At 46.4% G+C, this 16,982-nt stretch carries 16 protein-coding genes and 1 tRNA gene; 11 read left to right on the top strand and 6 right to left on the bottom strand.

Annotated features, from left to right (window positions below):
- Positions 1 to 4: 4 nt before the first annotated feature.
- From serB to ACO0KY_RS06245, 3 genes are all read left to right on the top strand, one after another.
- Positions 5 to 865, top strand: a complete 861-nt coding sequence (gene serB / locus ACO0KY_RS06255; RefSeq protein ID WP_423044892.1) for a phosphoserine phosphatase SerB — start codon at positions 5 to 7, stop codon at positions 863 to 865.
- Between the two features lie 240 nt (positions 866 to 1,105).
- A complete protein-coding gene (locus ACO0KY_RS06250) occupies positions 1,106 to 2,182 on the top strand; it encodes a phosphotransferase family protein (RefSeq protein WP_423044891.1) in 1,077 nt (358 codons plus the stop codon).
- Positions 2,183 to 2,240: 58 nt separating this feature from the next.
- Positions 2,241 to 3,500, top strand: coding sequence for an acyl-CoA dehydrogenase family protein (locus ACO0KY_RS06245; protein ID WP_423044890.1), 1,260 nt, complete (start codon positions 2,241 to 2,243; stop codon positions 3,498 to 3,500).
- A 66-nt stretch (positions 3,501 to 3,566) separates the two neighbouring features.
- On the opposite strand, the gene ACO0KY_RS06240 is transcribed toward ACO0KY_RS06245, so the two are convergent.
- The 4 genes from ACO0KY_RS06240 to ACO0KY_RS06225 form a co-directional block, all read right to left on the bottom strand.
- Positions 3,567 to 4,295, bottom strand: coding sequence for an SIMPL domain-containing protein (locus ACO0KY_RS06240; protein ID WP_423044889.1), 729 nt, complete (start codon positions 4,293 to 4,295; stop codon positions 3,567 to 3,569).
- Between the two features lie 63 nt (positions 4,296 to 4,358).
- Complete coding sequence (locus ACO0KY_RS06235) at positions 4,359 to 5,678, bottom strand: TonB family protein (protein WP_423044888.1); 1,320 nt, start codon at positions 5,676 to 5,678, stop codon at positions 4,359 to 4,361.
- A complete protein-coding gene (locus ACO0KY_RS06230) occupies positions 5,675 to 6,055 on the bottom strand; it encodes a BlaI/MecI/CopY family transcriptional regulator (RefSeq protein ID WP_423044887.1) in 381 nt (126 codons plus the stop codon). Before ACO0KY_RS06230 ends, ACO0KY_RS06235 begins: the two co-directional genes overlap by 4 nt.
- Positions 6,056 to 6,188: 133 nt before the next feature.
- Entirely contained in the window at positions 6,189 to 7,052 is an 864-nt protein-coding gene (locus ACO0KY_RS06225; RefSeq protein ID WP_423044886.1) for a DMT family transporter, read from the bottom strand.
- A 163-nt stretch (positions 7,053 to 7,215) separates the two neighbouring features.
- Here ACO0KY_RS06225 and ACO0KY_RS06220 point away from each other — a divergent pair, with 163 nt between their 5' ends.
- The 7 genes from ACO0KY_RS06220 (at position 7,216) to ACO0KY_RS06190 (ending at position 14,552) form a co-directional block, all read left to right on the top strand.
- Positions 7,216 to 7,908 carry a glutathione binding-like protein gene (locus ACO0KY_RS06220; protein ID WP_423044885.1) on the top strand — a complete coding sequence of 231 codons (693 nt, stop codon included), beginning with the start codon at positions 7,216 to 7,218 and terminating at the stop codon, positions 7,906 to 7,908.
- 154 nt (positions 7,909 to 8,062) lie between these two features.
- Positions 8,063 to 9,289 carry a DUF2863 family protein gene (locus ACO0KY_RS06215; RefSeq protein ID WP_423044884.1) on the top strand — a complete coding sequence of 409 codons (1,227 nt, stop codon included), beginning with the start codon at positions 8,063 to 8,065 and terminating at the stop codon, positions 9,287 to 9,289.
- Positions 9,290 to 9,549: 260 nt separating this feature from the next.
- A complete protein-coding gene (locus tag ACO0KY_RS06210; protein WP_423044883.1) occupies positions 9,550 to 10,740 on the top strand; it encodes an acyl-CoA dehydrogenase family protein in 1,191 nt (396 codons plus the stop codon).
- A gap of 10 nt (positions 10,741 to 10,750) precedes the next feature.
- Positions 10,751 to 11,890: an acyl-CoA dehydrogenase family protein gene (locus tag ACO0KY_RS06205; RefSeq protein WP_423044882.1), complete on the top strand. Its 1,140-nt coding sequence runs from the start codon at positions 10,751 to 10,753 to the stop codon at positions 11,888 to 11,890.
- Positions 11,891 to 12,006: 116 nt separating this feature from the next.
- A complete protein-coding gene (locus tag ACO0KY_RS06200) occupies positions 12,007 to 12,471 on the top strand; it encodes a MaoC family dehydratase (protein WP_422988491.1) in 465 nt (154 codons plus the stop codon).
- Positions 12,472 to 12,480: 9 nt separating this feature from the next.
- Positions 12,481 to 12,933 carry a MaoC family dehydratase gene (locus tag ACO0KY_RS06195; protein ID WP_422988489.1) on the top strand — a complete coding sequence of 151 codons (453 nt, stop codon included), beginning with the start codon at positions 12,481 to 12,483 and terminating at the stop codon, positions 12,931 to 12,933.
- Between the two features lie 329 nt (positions 12,934 to 13,262).
- Entirely contained in the window at positions 13,263 to 14,552 is a 1,290-nt protein-coding gene (locus ACO0KY_RS06190; protein ID WP_423044881.1) for an MFS transporter, read from the top strand.
- Positions 14,553 to 14,605: 53 nt separating this feature from the next.
- Here ACO0KY_RS06190 and ACO0KY_RS06185 read toward each other — a convergent pair whose 3' ends face one another.
- Positions 14,606 to 15,070 (bottom strand): CYTH domain-containing protein, encoded by a 465-nt coding sequence (locus tag ACO0KY_RS06185; protein WP_423044880.1) that lies wholly within the window; start codon positions 15,068 to 15,070, stop codon positions 14,606 to 14,608.
- A 151-nt stretch (positions 15,071 to 15,221) separates the two neighbouring features.
- Positions 15,222 to 16,349: a M14 family metallopeptidase gene (locus tag ACO0KY_RS06180; protein WP_423044879.1), complete on the bottom strand. Its 1,128-nt coding sequence runs from the start codon at positions 16,347 to 16,349 to the stop codon at positions 15,222 to 15,224.
- Between the two features lie 235 nt (positions 16,350 to 16,584).
- Between ACO0KY_RS06180 and ACO0KY_RS06175 the strand changes: the two genes are divergently transcribed.
- Positions 16,585 to 16,661: transfer RNA gene (locus tag ACO0KY_RS06175), tRNA-Pro, on the top strand.
- Positions 16,662 to 16,982: the final 321 nt, after the last annotated feature.

Genomic DNA, 16,982 nt, shown 5'->3' with positions numbered 1-16,982 from the left:
ACCCATGACAACTACCAGCCTCATTATTCAGTCTTTGCAAGAGATTAATCTCCAGCATCCGCAACTGCAAACCATCGTCGCACTGACACAAGCAGCCGCTATTACATCCATTAACAGTCATGCTGTACGATTGGAAGGAGTCGGCACTGCGCCGCAAACTTTCAACGAAATTCAGCAACAGTGCTTTTCTAATGCATGGGATGTTACGGCAATTGAGACGCCACGTTCCTTAAGCGACTTTAAACTGGTCGCAATGGACATGGATTCGACGCTGATCACCATCGAATGCATAGATGAGATCGCTGATATGCATGGCTTGAAGCCGCAAGTTGCTGAGATTACAGAAGCCGCCATGCGTGGTGAACTTGAGTTTCAGGAGAGCCTGATCCGCCGCGTCGCTTTGTTAAAAGGCTTGGATGCCTCCGCCTTGCAACGTGTTTTTGACGAACGCCTGCAATTGTCGCTCGGCGCAGCACCGATGCTCAAGGCAATTCAGGAGGCGGGGTTAAAGACTTTATTGGTTTCTGGCGGATTTACGTTCTTTACTGATCGGATGAAAGACATGCTCAATCTCGATTACAGTCATTCGAATGTCTTAGAAATTGATAATGGTAAACTGACTGGTAAAGTCATAGGAACGATCGTCGATGCCGACGAAAAACAAAGAACGGTACAACGTATTTGCCAGGAATTGCAAATCACACCTCAGCAAGCCATTGTCATGGGCGACGGGGCAAATGATTTAAAAATGATGAGCGTTGCCGGTATGTCTGTGGCGTTTCGCGCCAAACCTGTGGTCAGAGCACAGGCGAACGTGGCGCTGAATTTTGTCGGATTAGACGGCATCTTAAATATTTTGCAGTAGACTCTATAAATCAATGTTTAAAAAACGGCATCTTGACTTAGCTCTGATGCCGTTTTTTTACGCATCGTCAGGAATGATGAGTAATGTTAAGCAGAAAAAGCACGAAAAAATAAAATAGTACGGACGTTCGATTTATTGAGTTAAAATACTTTTGAAGCCTTCTTGATTCGGCAGGTCAAGGCCACGTTAAGATTACTCAACATAACACTACTCAAAATCCGCAAAAGCGAGGAGACATCGATGTTTGAAGAATTCATGGGCACCATGCCAGTTGCCGATCGCCAGAAATTTGATATCGGCGCACTCGCTGACTATATGCGTCAACACGTCGCTGGTTTTGATGCAGCAATGGCTGGCAAATTGGTGGTCACACAGTTTAAAGGCGGACAATCTAACCCGACGTTCAAACTCAGTGCAGGCGACCAACATTACGTCATGCGTGCCAAACCTGGTCCGGTTGCTAAATTACTGCCCTCAGCACACGCGATCGAGCGTGAATTTAAAGTCATGGACGCTTTGAGTAAATCAGGTTTCCCCGCCGCCAAACAATATGCACTCTGTAGCGATGAAGATGTGATTGGACGCGCTTTCTACATCATGGAATTTGTCGACGGCCGCGTATTGTGGGATCAGTCGCTGCCCGAGATGACGTCGACGCAACGCGCCGAAATCTACGATGAAATGAACCGCGTTATCGCGCAATTGCATACAATAGACTACGCGGCCATAGGCCTCTCAGATTACGGCAAACCAGGTAATTACTTTGCGCGCCAAATTGATCGTTGGACAAAGCAGTACCGTGCTTCGGAGACAGAAAAAATTGAAGCAATGGACAACTTGATCGCCTGGTTGCCGCATCATATCCCAGCTGGAGACGATACCAGCATCGTGCATGGTGACTATCGCCTTGATAACATGATGTTCCACAAAACCGAGCCACGGATTCTGGCGATTTTAGATTGGGAATTATCGACATTGGGCCATCCATTGGCAGATTTTTCTTATCACTGTATGAGCTGGCACGTCACGCCGGGACAGTTCCGCGGCATCAAAGGTCTGGATCACAAGGCGCTAGGCATTCCAAGTGAAGCAGAATACATCGCCAAGTATTGTGAGCGCACTGGCAAAGCCATACGTCCAGAAGATTTTGATTTTTACCTTGCCTATAACCTGTTCCGTATGGCCGGTATTTTGCAAGGCATTATGAAGCGCTACGTCGATGGTACAGCGTCGAGCGCACAAGCGAAGAAATCCGGCGAAGCGGCAAGACCGATGGCCGAATTAGGTTGGAGTTATGTAAACAAAACCCTGCGTTAAAGAAACTTACACAGCATTAAATCGATTTTCACCGCAATAAAAACACACCGGAGACAACATGGAATTCGACTACTCAGAACGCTGCCAGACCTTGCAAGCAAAGTTATTACGCTTTATGGATGAACACATTTATCCAAACGAAAAAGCATACAAAGAAGAAATCGACCACAATGGTACTGACAAGGGCAATCGTTGGTTAGCCACACAAATCATCGAAGACCTCAAACCCAAAGCGCGCGAACAAGGCTTATGGAATTTGTTTTTGCCTAAATCGGCACGTGCCCCGGAAGGTTTATCTAATCTGGATTACGCTCCTTTATGCGAAATTATGGGACGTGTCAGTTGGGCACCCGAAGTCTTTAACTGTTCGGCACCAGATACCGGCAATATGGAAACGATTGAACGTTACGGTACCGAAGAGCACAAAAAGCAATGGTTAGAACCCTTGTTGCGCGGTGAAATTCGCTCCGCTTTTGCGATGACAGAACCTGGCGTCGCCTCGTCCGATGCCACCAACATCGAAACCAGAATCGATCGTGATGGTGCGCATTACGTGATCAACGGTCATAAATGGTGGATTTCAGGCGCTGGTGATCCGCGTTGCGCCGTTTATATTTTGATGGGAAAAACAGACTTCAACGCCGCACGCCATTCGCAACAGTCAATGATTTTGGTCGATGCCAAAACACCCGGCATCACGGTCAAACGTCCTCTGCCAGTTTTTGGCTATGACGATGCCCCACACGGTCACTGTGAAATTTTGTTTGAGAATGTGCGCGTGCCAGCGAGCAATATACTGCTAGGCGAAGGTCGCGGCTTTGAAATTGCGCAAGGCCGTTTAGGGCCTGGTCGCATCCACCATTGTATGCGCGCGATTGGCGTCGCTGAACGCGCTTTAGAGCTAATGTGCAAACGCCTCAATAGCCGCACTGCTTTCGGTAAAAAAATCTCTGAACAAAGCATCTGGCGCGAACGTATTGCCGAGTCCCGCATACAAATCGATACCGCTCGCCTATTGACGCTTAAAGCGGCGTATATGATGGACACGGTCGGTAACAAGCATGCGCAAGCCGAAATCGCGATGATCAAGGTGCTGGCACCTAACGTCACGCAACAAGTACTGGACTGGGCCATTCAGGCACACGGTGCTGGTGGTGTCTCCGGTGATTTTCCTCTCGCTGCACAATGGGCAGGCAATCGCACCTTACGCCTCGCCGATGGACCGGACGAGGTACATCGCAACGCCATTGCTAAACTGGAGCTGGCAAAACATATCAGCCTTAATGAAGATCTGGGTCTTCCGATTACCCGTTCTTGAGTTGACCTTTGCTTTGAAATGCTGAGATATAAAAAACGGTGATGAAGAAATCACCGTTTTTTATTTTTACTTGATCTTGAATATCACATCGACGGTCTTTTGGTAACGCAATGCGCCAGGGATAGCCAAATCTGTACGCTCGCCCCGCTCCGTATTTTCCTGGTCAGTATTGCTCACATAAGTCATCGCCGATGATGCCAAACCTATGACACTTCCTAGCTTGGCAAGCGGGCTTTCCGAAATAGCGGTTGCTGACCCCAGTTTGACTGTAAGCCCATTCGCCATTGTTTTGGCATTATCTTTGGCATTGTTGATTGCCCCCAGCACCAATTGACGATGAATATTATCGAGGTCAGATCTGCCAAAGGTGGCCGATAAATTGCCGATATAAGATTTATTCAACAAAAAATCAGTAATGGTCACCCATTGATTTAAATCCTTAACAAAAAAATGAAAGCTACGCAGCAACCTGTATCGTACTGGTGTTTTTTCATTGGCTGACGTCTCATCTTCACTAACTATTTTTTTCGTGTCATAGGCGTCGATGGCTGATCTGTCGATATGATTAGATGCCAAAAACGCGACGATCTCTTGCGAGGCCTCCTCCAATTGCTGTTTCGACTCTTGTGGTGTTGCCGCAAGACTGCGGATATCGAAATCTAATTCCGCTATGTCCGGTGCAATTGACAACGTAGAAACACCATTAGCATGAATGAATGGGTACGTCGGTAAAGAACTGGCGTTCACAAAGTGGGGCACCGCCAATAAAAATAAAATATGGATTAATTTAATCATTATCAGGTATTTTTTATTAGAAAATTGGGGAAACTTCCATTCGTCCCCCCTCCGCTTCGACGTCTATTCTAATTTCCAGACATATTGGACCTTGGTCCAACTTGCAATCGCCTTACCATTTTTAGTTGCTGGTGTTGCCATTTTTCCGCAACTTAAAAGTTTATCGATAACCGCATTATCGAGTGCAGGATATCCACTTGAGCGATCTATTTTTCCTTTCTTCGCGGATCCATCGGCACCGATCAGAACGGATAACATGACCGTGCCAGCTTCTTGATTTTGCAATGAACTTTGTGGATATTCAGGGGTACATTTCAGAAAATCAACTTTACTCTGCGTCCATTTATTCCCGGAGGCTGACACACCCGCCAACTGTTTAGCGGAATCAGAATCAGACATCGCTGAGACGCCGCTATTTAAACCAAGGAAAGTCAACGCCAGCAATAACATCGCCAGAGCAGACTTCCACTCATGCTTTTTTAATTCCGGACGTACGAGGCGTTGAATGCGAGACATCAGATTTCCTCCATGAGCTGCTTGGGCAAAATGGTTGTGTGAAAATTGAATTTGATCTAACTCAGCAAGTGCGAGGGCCAGACGGCGTGGTTCTTCAAGGCTTTTTGAAGCTAGGTCATCCGCGATTTCTTCACGTGCGATGCGAATTTGACGTGACATCATCCAGACGACGGGGTGATAAAACAGTAGCATTTCAATTACGCTTTGACATAAATTGACTGCATAATCGCAGCGTTTGACGTGAGCTAATTCATGCATCAATAAGGCTTCAACGAGCTCAACGGGCATTCCCGACACCAAACTAGTCGGAAGCAAAATCAGCGGTCTGAAAATACCTATGGTGATGGGTGAAGATATGCTCGGGCAGACACGCATCTCGATCGCATAGCTGATCTTTACGTGTCGCAACAAGTCATCCAGGCGACGTTGCCACGGCATATCAACATAGCTCATGGATGGCGACCGGATAGAGTCAATCCATAATAACCCAGCACATCGCCTGATCGCTAACAAGCAAATACCGATAGTCCACACCATCACGATAGTCGATAGATGTTCATGTAACAGTTTCTGAAAGAAGGCGAAGATATCTCCGGCATTGTTGGTGCCTGCCGACAACATGCCGCCCTCGATGGCATTCATATTGCCGGATTGAACCACTGACCTATTTGCTTGAATAATGCCGCAAACGAAAGGAATAATTAAACTGGAGCACAATCCAATACAATGAACGAGGTAACGTGCAGTTGGTTTTTGCAAAAAAGCTTGCAAAGCCACACAAAAAAGACCAATGACAGCAATTTGCCACAGAGAACAAATCAGTGTGCGGCCAATAATGTCAATAATTGGAATGGAGTACATAATCATGTTTTTTCCTCATTCAGCAGACGTTGAATTTCAGCGCGTTCTTCCTTACTCACATGTCCCTGCAGTGCTGCCATAACCAGGTCTTTTGCTGACCCCGAAAAAGCTTTATGAATTAAATCCTTCAAGAGATTTGTTTGTAAGGATTTTTGTGCTTGAGCTGCGCTGTAGACGTGTGATCGTTGGCTTTCATCCCTTAATAGCAACCCCTTTGCATGCATCACCTGCAGCAACCTCAAGACAGTTGCTGAGGTTAATTCCGGTCTATCTTTTAATGCTGCCTGGTGAGCTTCTTTTGCTGTTGATGGGCCCAACTTCCATAGCAGACGTAACATGTTCAATTCAGCAGTCGTTGGTTTTGGTGCGGCATTTTTTTTCATCTCATCCCCATCGAAAAATCAAAAGATGGATATAGACTATTTTATCTAGATCAACTTGTCTAGATTAATTTATCTAGATGGAACTCATGTTGTATTTCAAGCACAAACACAAATAAGACAAAGTTCAGAGCGACTATTCCTTAGTGTGAGTCGCATGGAGATAGGTTGCGATTGACGTAGTCGAGAGCACAATCGCCGCGCCGCATATTGCCCGGAATGGAACAACTTCATCCAAGAAAATATAAGCCAACCCCATTCCATAGACTGGCTCTAAAGAAGCAGTCAGGCTGGCAAGAGTTGCAGGTAGCCGCTGTAAACTATAAGCGAACAGACTATGTGACAAAGCGGTAAAGACACTCCCTAATAGTGCCAGCAGGAACCAGGTTTTGATGTTGATCGAATACAGTTCACCTTGATATAGCACCAATGGCAGCAACAAGAGACACGCGACGCTATTTTGTATCAACGCGACTTGCGTCGAAGCTCGGCTTTTGCCTTGATCACGCGTATTCAAGGTAAGTAACGCAAAGGACAGGCCAGATATTATGCCCATCCCTACCGCCTTCACCGAGCCGTCTTTCCAATGCGCGTCACTGAGCATCACTAGCAGCCCAACAACCACCATCACGGCCATCCAAGCGTCTCTGCGATGGCGAGGCAATTTGAAGATCCACGGTTCTAGCAAGGCCACAAAAATGGGATACGTCGCAAATCCCATCAAACCAAAGGCAACCGCTGCATATTGTAACGAGGCAAAGAAGCTAAGCCAATGCACGGCCAATAAGGCGCCATTTCCTAACGTACTGGCAAGATTTTTAGTTGCTTTGACACAGCGCCAATTGACTAAAGGCGCCAGGGACACCGCTGCAAATAAAGTGCGACCAAAAACCAGACTTAAGGCTCCCACGGCAATATATTTGCCAATGACTCCAGCCGCGCCGAATAACATGACGGCGAGATGCAAGGATAACAAAGAGCGAAATAGAGAGGTTTGCATACGTCTTTTAAGAGTTCCCGGAAATGAAATAAGCGTTGAGTCCGGTCGAGTAATTGATAAAAATCCAGAAATAATTTTTTGTATTGACTAAAACCTGCAAAATCTCCGAAATCTCTGCATAATGGGATCCTGCATTTTTATTCACCTTTTGAAGAGGATCGCGATGATAGATGTCTATTCCTGGCCTACCCCAAACGGTCATAAAGTACACATTATGCTCGAAGAATGTGGTTTGGATTATCGGGCAATTCCGATTGATATTGGTGCTGGCGACCAATTTTCTGCTGAATTTCTGGCGATTTCTCCGAATAACAAGATCCCCGCTATCGTAGATTCTGATGGACCGGATGGCAAACCGATCTCTTTGTTTGAGTCTGGCGCCATCCTTGTGTATCTAGCAGGTAAAACGGGTTTATTCCTCGGCAAAACAGATCGTGAAAAATACACTACTTTGCAGTGGCTGATGTTTCAAATGGGCGGCGTTGGTCCTATGTTGGGTCAGGCGCATCATTTCCGCATTTATGCACCAGACAAAATAGATTACGCAATTGATCGTTACACCAATGAAGCCAAACGTTTATACGGCGTCATCGACAAACAATTGTCTTATACACCTTATCTGGCCGGTGACGAATACACGATCGCAGATATCGCCACCTTCCCATGGACACGCTCGTTTGCCAATCAGGGTATCGATTGGGCTGATTTTCCCCATGCGAAACGCTGGTTTGATGAAATCAGCGCGCGATCCGCTGTGCAACGTGGGGTGACCGTGTTGGCCGACCTACGCAAACCATTGACTGATGATAAAGCGAAAGAGGTATTGTTTGGTAAAACGCAATATGCCAAAAAATAAGTGAATCAGACAAATTAGCTAGTCGAATGGATAAATGAATAGTGAGATAGCTCGCCCTGGTTGGTGTTTTACGACAAGCTTCTCACTATTTCAACACTATTTGCTGGATGCAATTTTCTGCTCAACATTTGATCAATCTCTGACAAATACAATTATGCGCCGTCCTATAAAACGAAATAGACTGAAACTGGCAGCAGAAAGTCAACGACTGGTCAATCTCTCGCTGGCCGTCGCCCAGTCCGCCAGCCGTCTTGAAGACCTTGCCTGGCAAGAAAAGTTGGATTTATATGTAGCTAAAAACCTGAAGCAACATCATCAGGAGATTTTAGATGCCGCCGCAGAAAATTTATTCTCTGCTCAGGCAAATGCTTACGAGGTGTTGGTTGAAACACTGGAAACCATCAGTACCAGCGCTATTTTTGAGGTTCATGGGCAGAAATATTGTGCCCTATTTATTGCCGCACCCATTCTCGCGTGGACACGTTTTGAAATCGCCTCCGGCGCAATACCAGCCGATGTACTCGCATCACTTTCAAAGCATCTTTATCAGCATTTGTTGGTCGATCAAGCCAAATTGCGCTTATTACCGAACCTGTACTCCATCGATCAATTGCCACGCAATCATAGTGAAACCTATGCCTTGATGGAGCGTCACGCGATGGCGTTACTCAAAAACAGCACCTATCCAGTAGAGGCAGAACGTGCGCAAACCGTACCGTTTCTTGCAGATATTCGTTATTTGCTAGGTGTTGTTACTGTACCTGTGAACACGCCTATGTTTCAGTGGCAAACCTTAGATGCGCCGTATGATTGCGTCAAAGCCAAAAGCGCCGCTTTAGAAGAATGGCAGCAACAGGTAGAGCCTTTGGTGAAGAATCTGTTACCAGGTTGTGGTGTAGAACTGCTGTTACCAGAGGCGTATTACACAGCTTGTCGTGAGGCGGATATCAAAATCCGGCCTGCATCGATACGTTCGGCAGCATTTTACTTAACGCAAACCTTAGGTAAAGAGCCAACTGAGTTGAGTGTTGTCATTGCCGCTTGCGGTGTACAAGAAACGCCAGGGCAAATCGACGAGTTCAGGATTAGTTTCTGCCTGCGTCAGGCGCCAGAGGTGATATATGGCGTGGTCTGGCCCTTGTATCAGGCTGAGGACCAGGACGCTGCAATGGGCACGGATGAAAATGGAAGCCTGAGTGGTGATATCCCGGATATTTTGGTCGAATGCGGGATCACCGACATCATCCAACTGGAAGAAATTTTTGCGATGGAATTCTGCGACGATTGTGGAACGCCTTTATTTGCCGACAGAGAAGCAGAATTGGTCCATCCTGAAATGCCAGAGGATACCCCTACCCCGGGTACAGCGCATTTTCACTGATTTATCGAAGCGTGAAGAACGGCTTGAGATGCCCGGATTTGGCTCTTCCCAGAAGCCAAATCCGGGCATTTTTTCAAATTGCCACATAACTGAGATGAATACTCTGCCTAAAATTTAAATCCGTTGTACAATTGATTTGAACGGTCGTGCTTTTTTAGTTTTACTCCCTTAGAGATACAAAAATATAGCAAGGCATCATGCATGACCTTGCATGAATCTCTCAGGTTGCCAATCAATGGGCATTTATCTCAGGAGACAACATGGATTTGAACTACACCACCGAAGACCTGGCTTTTCGTGATGAGGTCCGCAGCTACTTAGAAGCGCACCTTCCGGCTGATTTGCAGCACAAGGTTCGCAACCACAAGCGCATGAACAGAGAAGACTTTGTTCGCTGGCATAAAATTCTTGCCAAACAAGGCTGGGTTGGTACAGGCTGGCCGGTGGAATACGGCGGTACGGGTTGGACGCCAACGCAAAGACATATTTTTGAAGAAGAATGCGCCCGCGCTGGCACACCTGCGATCCTGCCATTTGGCGTGAACATGGTAGCCCCTGTGATTATGGCCTTCGGCAATCAGGCACAAAAAGATTACTACCTGCCACGCATCTTGAATTGTGACGACTGGTGGTGTCAGGGCTATTCTGAACCTGGCTCCGGCTCCGATCTTGCCTCACTCAAAACCCGTGCCGAACGCGAAGGTGATTTTTATATCGTCAATGGTCAAAAAACCTGGACGACGCTAGCACAGCACGCTGATATGATTTTCTGCCTGGTGCGCACCGATCCAGCGGCACGGAAGCAGGAAGGCATTTCATTTTTACTGATCGACATGAAAACGCCAGGCATTACCGTGCGCCCTATTATCATGCTCGATGAAGACCACGAAGTGAATGAAGTATTCTTCGACAACGTCAAGGTACCTGTACAAAATCTGATCGGCGAAGAAAACAAAGGTTGGACTTATGCCAAGTACCTGTTAGGCCATGAACGCACCAACATCGCCGCAGTGGGACGCGCCAAGCGCGAATTATTGTTCTTAAAACGCATCGCTGGCGAGCATCAAAAGAACGGGAAACCCTTGATCGATGATCCTGTTTTTGCCCATAAAGTCGCCAGCCTGGAAATCGAATTGATGGCATTGGAAATCACCGTCTTACGCGTGATCTCACAAGATAGCGGCCGCCCTGGTCCTGAAGCGTCTTTACTTAAAATCAAAGGCACAGAGATTCAACAAAGACTGACTGAATTGATGCTGGAAACCGTCGGTCCTTACGGTCTTCCGTTTGATCCACAATTTCTCGAAGGTGAAACTGAACATAGTCTCGTCAGTGACGACGACGCTGCTGCCCTCGCCTCGTATTACTTCAACTACCGCAAGACTTCCATCTACGGTGGCTCGAACGAGATTCAGAAAAACATCATTACACAAATGATTTTGGGACTGTGAGGAAAACGCAATGGACTTCAATTTAACGCAAGAACAACAACAATTTGCTGAAGCAATCCGTCGCTGGGCAGAAAAAGATTACGGCTTTGAGCAGCGCAAGCACATTATTGGCTCTGCCGAAGGTACATCCTCAAAGGCATGGTCTGAATTAACTGAACTCGGTGCAACTGCACTACCAATCCCTGAAGAATTAGGCGGTTTTAATGGCTCCGCCGTTGATATGATGGTGGTCATGCAAGAGCTGGGGCGAGGATTGGTGGTCGAGCCATATTTTGCGACGGTGTTGGGGGCGGAGTTTTTAAAAAAAGCGAAAGCACATTTTGATGTGCTCGAACAAATTGCCACTGGCGAGAAAAAACTCGCCGTTGCGCTCGCCGAGAAGCAATCCCGTTACGACTTGTTTGATATCGCAACAACTGCCACTCCCAATAATGATGGCTTTGTACTCAATGGGACCAAGATCGTCGTTTTGCATGGTGCACAAGCCGATATGCTGATCGTATCGGCACGTTCAAATGAAAACCAGCGCGACAAATCCGGCATCCATGTGTTCCTGGTTGACGCTAACAGCATCGGCATTCATAGAACGGATTACCGCACCATTGATGGCTATCGTGCCGCGGATATCCGTTTTGATCAGGTCCAAGTTGCACCGATCAATATGCTAGGTAAAGAAAACGATGGCTGGGAACTCATCGATGAAACTGCGGATTATGGCGTTTCTTTATTGTGTTCCGAGGCCATAGGCATCATGGAAGCAATCACCGCAGCCACGCTGGACTATCTAAAAACCCGGCAACAGTTTGGCGTACCTATCGGCAAGTTCCAGGTCTTGCAGCATCGCATGGCTGAAATGTTTATGGAAATGGAACAAGCCCGATCGATGGCAACCTTAGCTGCGGTGAAGGTGTCATCAGCCAATGTCGAAGAACGTCGCCGTACTCTGTCAGCTGCTAAAGCACGGATCGGGCAAGCAGCACGTTATATCGGCCAGCAAGCGGTGCAATTGCATGGTGGGATGGGTGTCACGAATGAGTTACCGGTGGCACATATGTTCAAACGTTTGACGACAATAGAATTGTCGCTGGGTGATACGGATCATCATCTGGCTCGTTTTGTCACACAACCTGGTTTTAAAGTCAGCGCATAACAACTAAGCTTTTTGAATTATCCCGGCTAATACCGGGATTTTTTTGGTCATAAATTTGGGGTCTTAAGGTAGCTATGTAGCTTCAATCAGAAGGACGAACCGAAAGGAAATTGATGATGACAAATAAAAGATTTAAATGGTACTTCGAAGACTTTATCCCAGGCGAATCGATACAGCTAGGCCAGCGTACCGTGACAGAAGAAGAAATTATCGCCTTCGCACAGCAATTTGATCCGCAAACCTTTCACATCGACAAAGTCGCGGCCAAAGAATCTATCTTCGGCGACGTCATTGCCAGCGGCTGGCATACCTGCAGCATGATGATGCGTATGGTGGTTGATGGTTTTATTGGCGATTCCTCTAGTATGGGATCCCCCGGTATTGATAACATCCGTTGGACAGCACCGGTACGCCCCGGCGACACACTTACAGTCACAGCGGAAACGACCGGCGCCAAAGCATCCACCTCCAAACCTGACCGTGGCGTCGTTAATACCGTCTGGAAAGCAGTCAATCAGCACGGACAAGTCGTTTGCACGATTGACGGCATGGGTATGTTTGGTCGTCGTCCACAAGACTAAGGAGAGATGATGCGTGAAATTCATAGCTTACAAGAGCTCAAAGACATGGTTGGGCAACAAGTTGCCACTTCCGATTGGGTAGAGGTTGCTCAAGAACGGGTCAATATGTTTGCCGAAGCAACGGGCGACCACCAATGGATACATATAGACGTAGAGCGGGCAAAGCGTGAGTCACCTTTTGGCGCACCTATCGCACATGGTTTTCTGACTTTGTCCTTGCTTCCAGCTTTAATGCAAAATGCTATACATCTCAGCTATGTCAAGATGGGTGTCAATTATGGTCTGAACAAAGTTCGCTTCCCCGCGCCGGTTCCGGTCGGCAGCCAATTGCGCGCCCATTTGAAATTGCTTTCGATTGAAGACATCAAGGATGGAGCCCAAATGACCTGGGAAGTCAGCATAGAACGAGCTGGTTCAGATAAACCAGTATGTGTTGCAGAATCTATTGCTCGTTGTTATTAACGACTACCCTACTCGCCAGATAAACTTGGGTGGCTGAAAGCAACAAGTTTCAGTTACCCATGGGCGCACGAAATTAAAACAAAAACTTTCGTTACTTCCTGCGTATTGTTGAATCGAGCTAAGAGCTGCTAAACTCATTCACTTGGGACAATAAATCTCGGCAGAGAAAATAAAAAATCTGCTATACAAGTATTTCAAGCAGAAGTGATCAAGACAGCGATTTTTAAAAGCGTTCTTTTTGACATCGCCCTGATGAACAATGTTGCGCAAGTAATGATCGCAGCCTTCATTTTTTCAGCGTAGTTTTCATTATTATTATAAATTTAAATATGACAAACTCTCCAACCAAACCCAGCTCTAAACTTGGGACTGTACTGCGCGTCACCAGTGGCAACTTCATGGAAATGTTTGATTTTTTCCTGTTCGGTTTTTACGCCACCTACATTTCTAAAGCTTTTTTCCCAGCCGGTGATGAATTTGCATCACTAATGCTGACCTTCATGACCTTTGGCGCTGGCTTTTTAATGCGTCCATTGGGCGCAATTTTTCTGGGTGCTTATGTCGATAGAGTTGGGCGTCGTCAAGGCTTGATTGTCACGTTGGCCTTAATGGCACTGGGTACGATTCTGATTGCCTGTGTTCCAAGTTACGCCACCATCGGATATCTTGCACCTTTTCTGGTGTTAGTTGGACGCTTATTGCAAGGTTTTTCTGCTGGCGTGGAGTTGGGTGGCGTATCGGTCTATCTGGCTGAGATGGCGACGCCAGGGCGAAAAGGTTTTTACGTCAGTTGGCAATCCGCGAGCCAGCAAGTGGCTATTATCGTTGCCGCAGCCCTGGGATATGCACTTAATAAATTCCTTTCACCAGACGAAATATCTGCTTGGGGCTGGCGTATTCCGTTTTTTATTGGTTGCATGATCGTTCCAGTACTCTTTTTCATTCGCCGTTCTTTGCAGGAAACTGAAGAGTTTATGCAGCGCAAACATAGACCAGATGCGCGCGAAATCTTCCAGTCTATGATTAAAAATTGGGGACTGGTAATTTGCGGGATGTTGTTGGTGTCGATGACGACGGTGTCGTTTTATCTCATTACCGTCTACACACCAACATTTGGTAAAAGCGTCCTTAAATTAACTACAACAGACAGTCTGATCGTGACTTTATGCATTGGTATTTCCAACTTTTTTTGGTTACCAGTCATGGGGAATTTGTCAGATAAAATTGGTCGTAAGCCTTTATTGCTGACCTTCACCATTTTAACGATACTGACAGCCTACCCTGTCATGGTCTGGCTGACTAACGACCCGAGTTTTCAAAAGATGTTGATCGCAGAATTGTGGTTGTCGTTCTTATATGCGAGCTACAACGGTGCGATGGTCGTGGCGCTGACGGAGGTGATGCCGGTAGAAGTTCGCACCGCTGGCTTTTCTCTAGCCTATAGTTTGGCGACGGCGATTTTTGGCGGTTTTACACCTGCGATTGCTACGTGGTTGATTGAAGTAACGCACGACAAAGCAGCGCCAGGAATGTGGATGTCGTTTGCTGCTGCGTGTGGTTTGACTGCGACTTTAATTTTGTACCGCAAGGCAGCCAATCGTGGTGTAAAAGCCGTGTAACCTTTTTTTGGGTCTGTGTTTTATTGAAGCTCAGACCCAATTTTCACCATTCCCTACCAAGATTTGTACGGATGTTTGAGCAAATTAGCGTTTGCATAACGTCGGTCATGGCTGACTTCTTCACCCAGCCATTCCGGACGATGGAATTCGAAACCCTCCGAAGGCAATTCAATTTCCGCTACGACCAGCCCTGCATTCGCTCCTAAGAACTCATCAATTTCCCACGTCAAACCATCCATAGGAAGCCGGTAACGGTATTTTTCTATCAGTGGTTTCTGACACACGGTATCGAGCAACATTTGCGCATCATTTAAAGGAATTGGGTATTCCCATTCCCCACAGGATATGCCAGAGTTCAGACCTTTGATTGTCAGCATTGCAGCTTGCCCTTCGATACGCACGCGCACGATACGACCTGGCTCAGAACTAATATATCCCTGCTTGAGGTAGCTGCTAACAGCGAACTCCTTCCAGGCATCATTCGTTACCAAAAATTTGCGCTCTATTTCTATACCCATCTTTATTCCTTCTTTTGCCAATATCAGACGCACATGATACTTCGCATAAACATGCGATCAAACTACATGCTTAAAAAATGACGAAAAAAAGAGGATGTCATTTCTGACACCCTCTTACCTTCAATCAGTCAAACCGCAATTGCAATTGCAATTACTTAGCGTTCAATGAAGCCAGAATTGGTTGCAACATAGCCTCGCCCAGCTTTACACTACGCGCACCATCCCAGCCCACTTCTGCATCAGGCAGGTTGTCATTATCTTTAAATGGCAATTCTAGTGTCAAAGACACGCATTTAAAGGTATGACCAATGTACTTAGATGCCAGTTTCAATACGTCTTCATTGTACTTGGACGCTGCATAGCCAACTTTAGTCTGGAAATCTGGGCTGGCGAGACAGAAACTATCAACAAAAACCTGCTGATCGCGAGCTTGCTCTTCGGTAAACCCTGCCAGCATTTCGCTACCTGCTACAAATACATAAGGCAAGGCTTCATCGCCATGAATATCGAGGAACAAATCGCAACCAGTTTCATGAATTTTATTCTTTACATGAAACACTTCAGGGCTGGTTTCTAATGACGGCGTCATCCATTCCCGATTCAAATTAGCACCGGCAGCATTGGTTCGCAAATTACCGCGATAAGCGCCATCTGGATTCATATTCGGCACAATGTACAACACCGCTTTATCCAGAATGCTGCGAGCGATCGGATTTGCAGGGTCAAGCAATGCATCCAACACACCTTCGACCAACCACTCAGCCATGGTTTCACCCGGATGTTGACGCGCGATGATCCAGACTTTCTTTTCAGCAGCCGGGTCACCCACGACGACCATATTCAGATCACGACCGTCAACGGTATTACCCAGATCAACCACACGCGCCAATGGCGAATGCTCCACACTGCCCAGCAACGCCAGATGACGTTCCCAGCTATATGGTTCAAAGTAAGCGTAATAGACACTATCAGATTCAGGCGTATGGCGGATGGTCATCACTTCGCCATCGAATTCGGTCTCAACCCTAAACCACGTTTCGCGGTCATAACTCGCCACTGCACGATAGTTTTCCCAGCCTTTAGCATAAGTCGCCTTACCCGCATTCAAAACACGCATGACAGTTTCCTGGTCACGTGCACCTTGCAAACGGAAATAGAACCATTGCCAAATATCTGCGAGAGAGTCTTTGCGCAAATTCAATTCGATCGCATCGGCCTGCTCTGCTTTAACGACCTCAATAGAACCTGCATCGAAATTTTGACTGATTTTAATTGTCATAGTATCCAAAGGTATTTTATTTTGTACGTACCGCAGCGCTTTTTAACGCTACATAGCATTGAATTTGCGCTGCGACCTTGAACCACTATTCTCACTGTTTTTGAGAGAATATGAAAATATTTTAGTCATATTTTGCAAAATAAATTAATTTATATTTTCAACGCAGAAAAGTCTTGTAAGCTTAATACCCAACCATAGCAAAAATGGCTTTAATACACTATAATATTTGGCTCGTCGGGGCGTAGCGCAGCCTGGTAGCGTACGTGCATGGGGTGCACGGGGTCGCAAGTTCGAATCTTGCCGTCCCGACCAATAAAATCAAGGACTTAGGCCAATCAGCAGATTGGCCTTTTTGCTTCTTGGGAGATTTACCCCAACATTTACCCCTACAGTTTTGTTGACTAAAAATTTACCCCTCAGCGTTATTTCGATAGATTTTAGTCGTTCAACGTAATAACAAGCGGGAATTTTGCACCAAACTCGTCTGGGAAAATTTCTCCTACAGATCACGATAGACTTTTGCGCCAATCAAGCAGTTTAGAAGCTTGTATCGCCTTACAAAATGTCATTATTCTTGCTAATTATCAGGTCGCCAAAAAGAAAATCCCCCTCATTTGAGGGGGATTTAATAGC

The sequence above is a fragment of the Undibacterium sp. Dicai25W genome (assembly GCF_049340505.1).
In the GTDB taxonomy this organism is placed as follows: domain Bacteria; phylum Pseudomonadota; class Gammaproteobacteria; order Burkholderiales; family Burkholderiaceae_D; genus Undibacterium; species Undibacterium jejuense.
Note: the sequence above shows the minus strand (reverse complement) of the source record. Positions and strands in the feature narration are given on the sequence as shown.

Bases quoted from the DNA above. Each gene is read 5' to 3' on its own strand.
- ACO0KY_RS06180 (WP_423044879.1), bottom strand. From the start codon at position 16,349: ATGACAATTAAAATCAGTCAAAATTTCGATGCAGGTTCTATTGAGGTC.
- ACO0KY_RS06235 (WP_423044888.1), bottom strand. From the start codon at position 5,678: ATGATTATGTACTCCATTCCAATTATTGACATTATTGGCCGCACACTG.
- ACO0KY_RS06230 (WP_423044887.1), bottom strand. From the start codon at position 6,055: ATGAAAAAAAATGCCGCACCAAAACCAACGACTGCTGAATTGAACATG.
- ACO0KY_RS06225 (WP_423044886.1), bottom strand. From the start codon at position 7,052: ATGCAAACCTCTCTATTTCGCTCTTTGTTATCCTTGCATCTCGCCGTC.
- ACO0KY_RS06250 (WP_423044891.1), top strand. From the start codon at position 1,106: ATGTTTGAAGAATTCATGGGCACCATGCCAGTTGCCGATCGCCAGAAA.
- ACO0KY_RS06205 (WP_423044882.1), top strand. From the start codon at position 10,751: ATGGACTTCAATTTAACGCAAGAACAACAACAATTTGCTGAAGCAATC.
- ACO0KY_RS06245 (WP_423044890.1), top strand. From the start codon at position 2,241: ATGGAATTCGACTACTCAGAACGCTGCCAGACCTTGCAAGCAAAGTTA.
- ACO0KY_RS06200 (WP_422988491.1), top strand. From the start codon at position 12,007: ATGACAAATAAAAGATTTAAATGGTACTTCGAAGACTTTATCCCAGGC.
- serB (WP_423044892.1), top strand. From the start codon at position 5: ATGACAACTACCAGCCTCATTATTCAGTCTTTGCAAGAGATTAATCTC.
- ACO0KY_RS06185 (WP_423044880.1), bottom strand. From the start codon at position 15,070: ATGGGTATAGAAATAGAGCGCAAATTTTTGGTAACGAATGATGCCTGG.
- ACO0KY_RS06220 (WP_423044885.1), top strand. From the start codon at position 7,216: ATGATAGATGTCTATTCCTGGCCTACCCCAAACGGTCATAAAGTACAC.
- ACO0KY_RS06210 (WP_423044883.1), top strand. From the start codon at position 9,550: ATGGATTTGAACTACACCACCGAAGACCTGGCTTTTCGTGATGAGGTC.
- ACO0KY_RS06240 (WP_423044889.1), bottom strand. From the start codon at position 4,295: ATGATTAAATTAATCCATATTTTATTTTTATTGGCGGTGCCCCACTTT.
- ACO0KY_RS06215 (WP_423044884.1), top strand. From the start codon at position 8,063: ATGCGCCGTCCTATAAAACGAAATAGACTGAAACTGGCAGCAGAAAGT.
- ACO0KY_RS06190 (WP_423044881.1), top strand. From the start codon at position 13,263: ATGACAAACTCTCCAACCAAACCCAGCTCTAAACTTGGGACTGTACTG.
- ACO0KY_RS06195 (WP_422988489.1), top strand. From the start codon at position 12,481: ATGCGTGAAATTCATAGCTTACAAGAGCTCAAAGACATGGTTGGGCAA.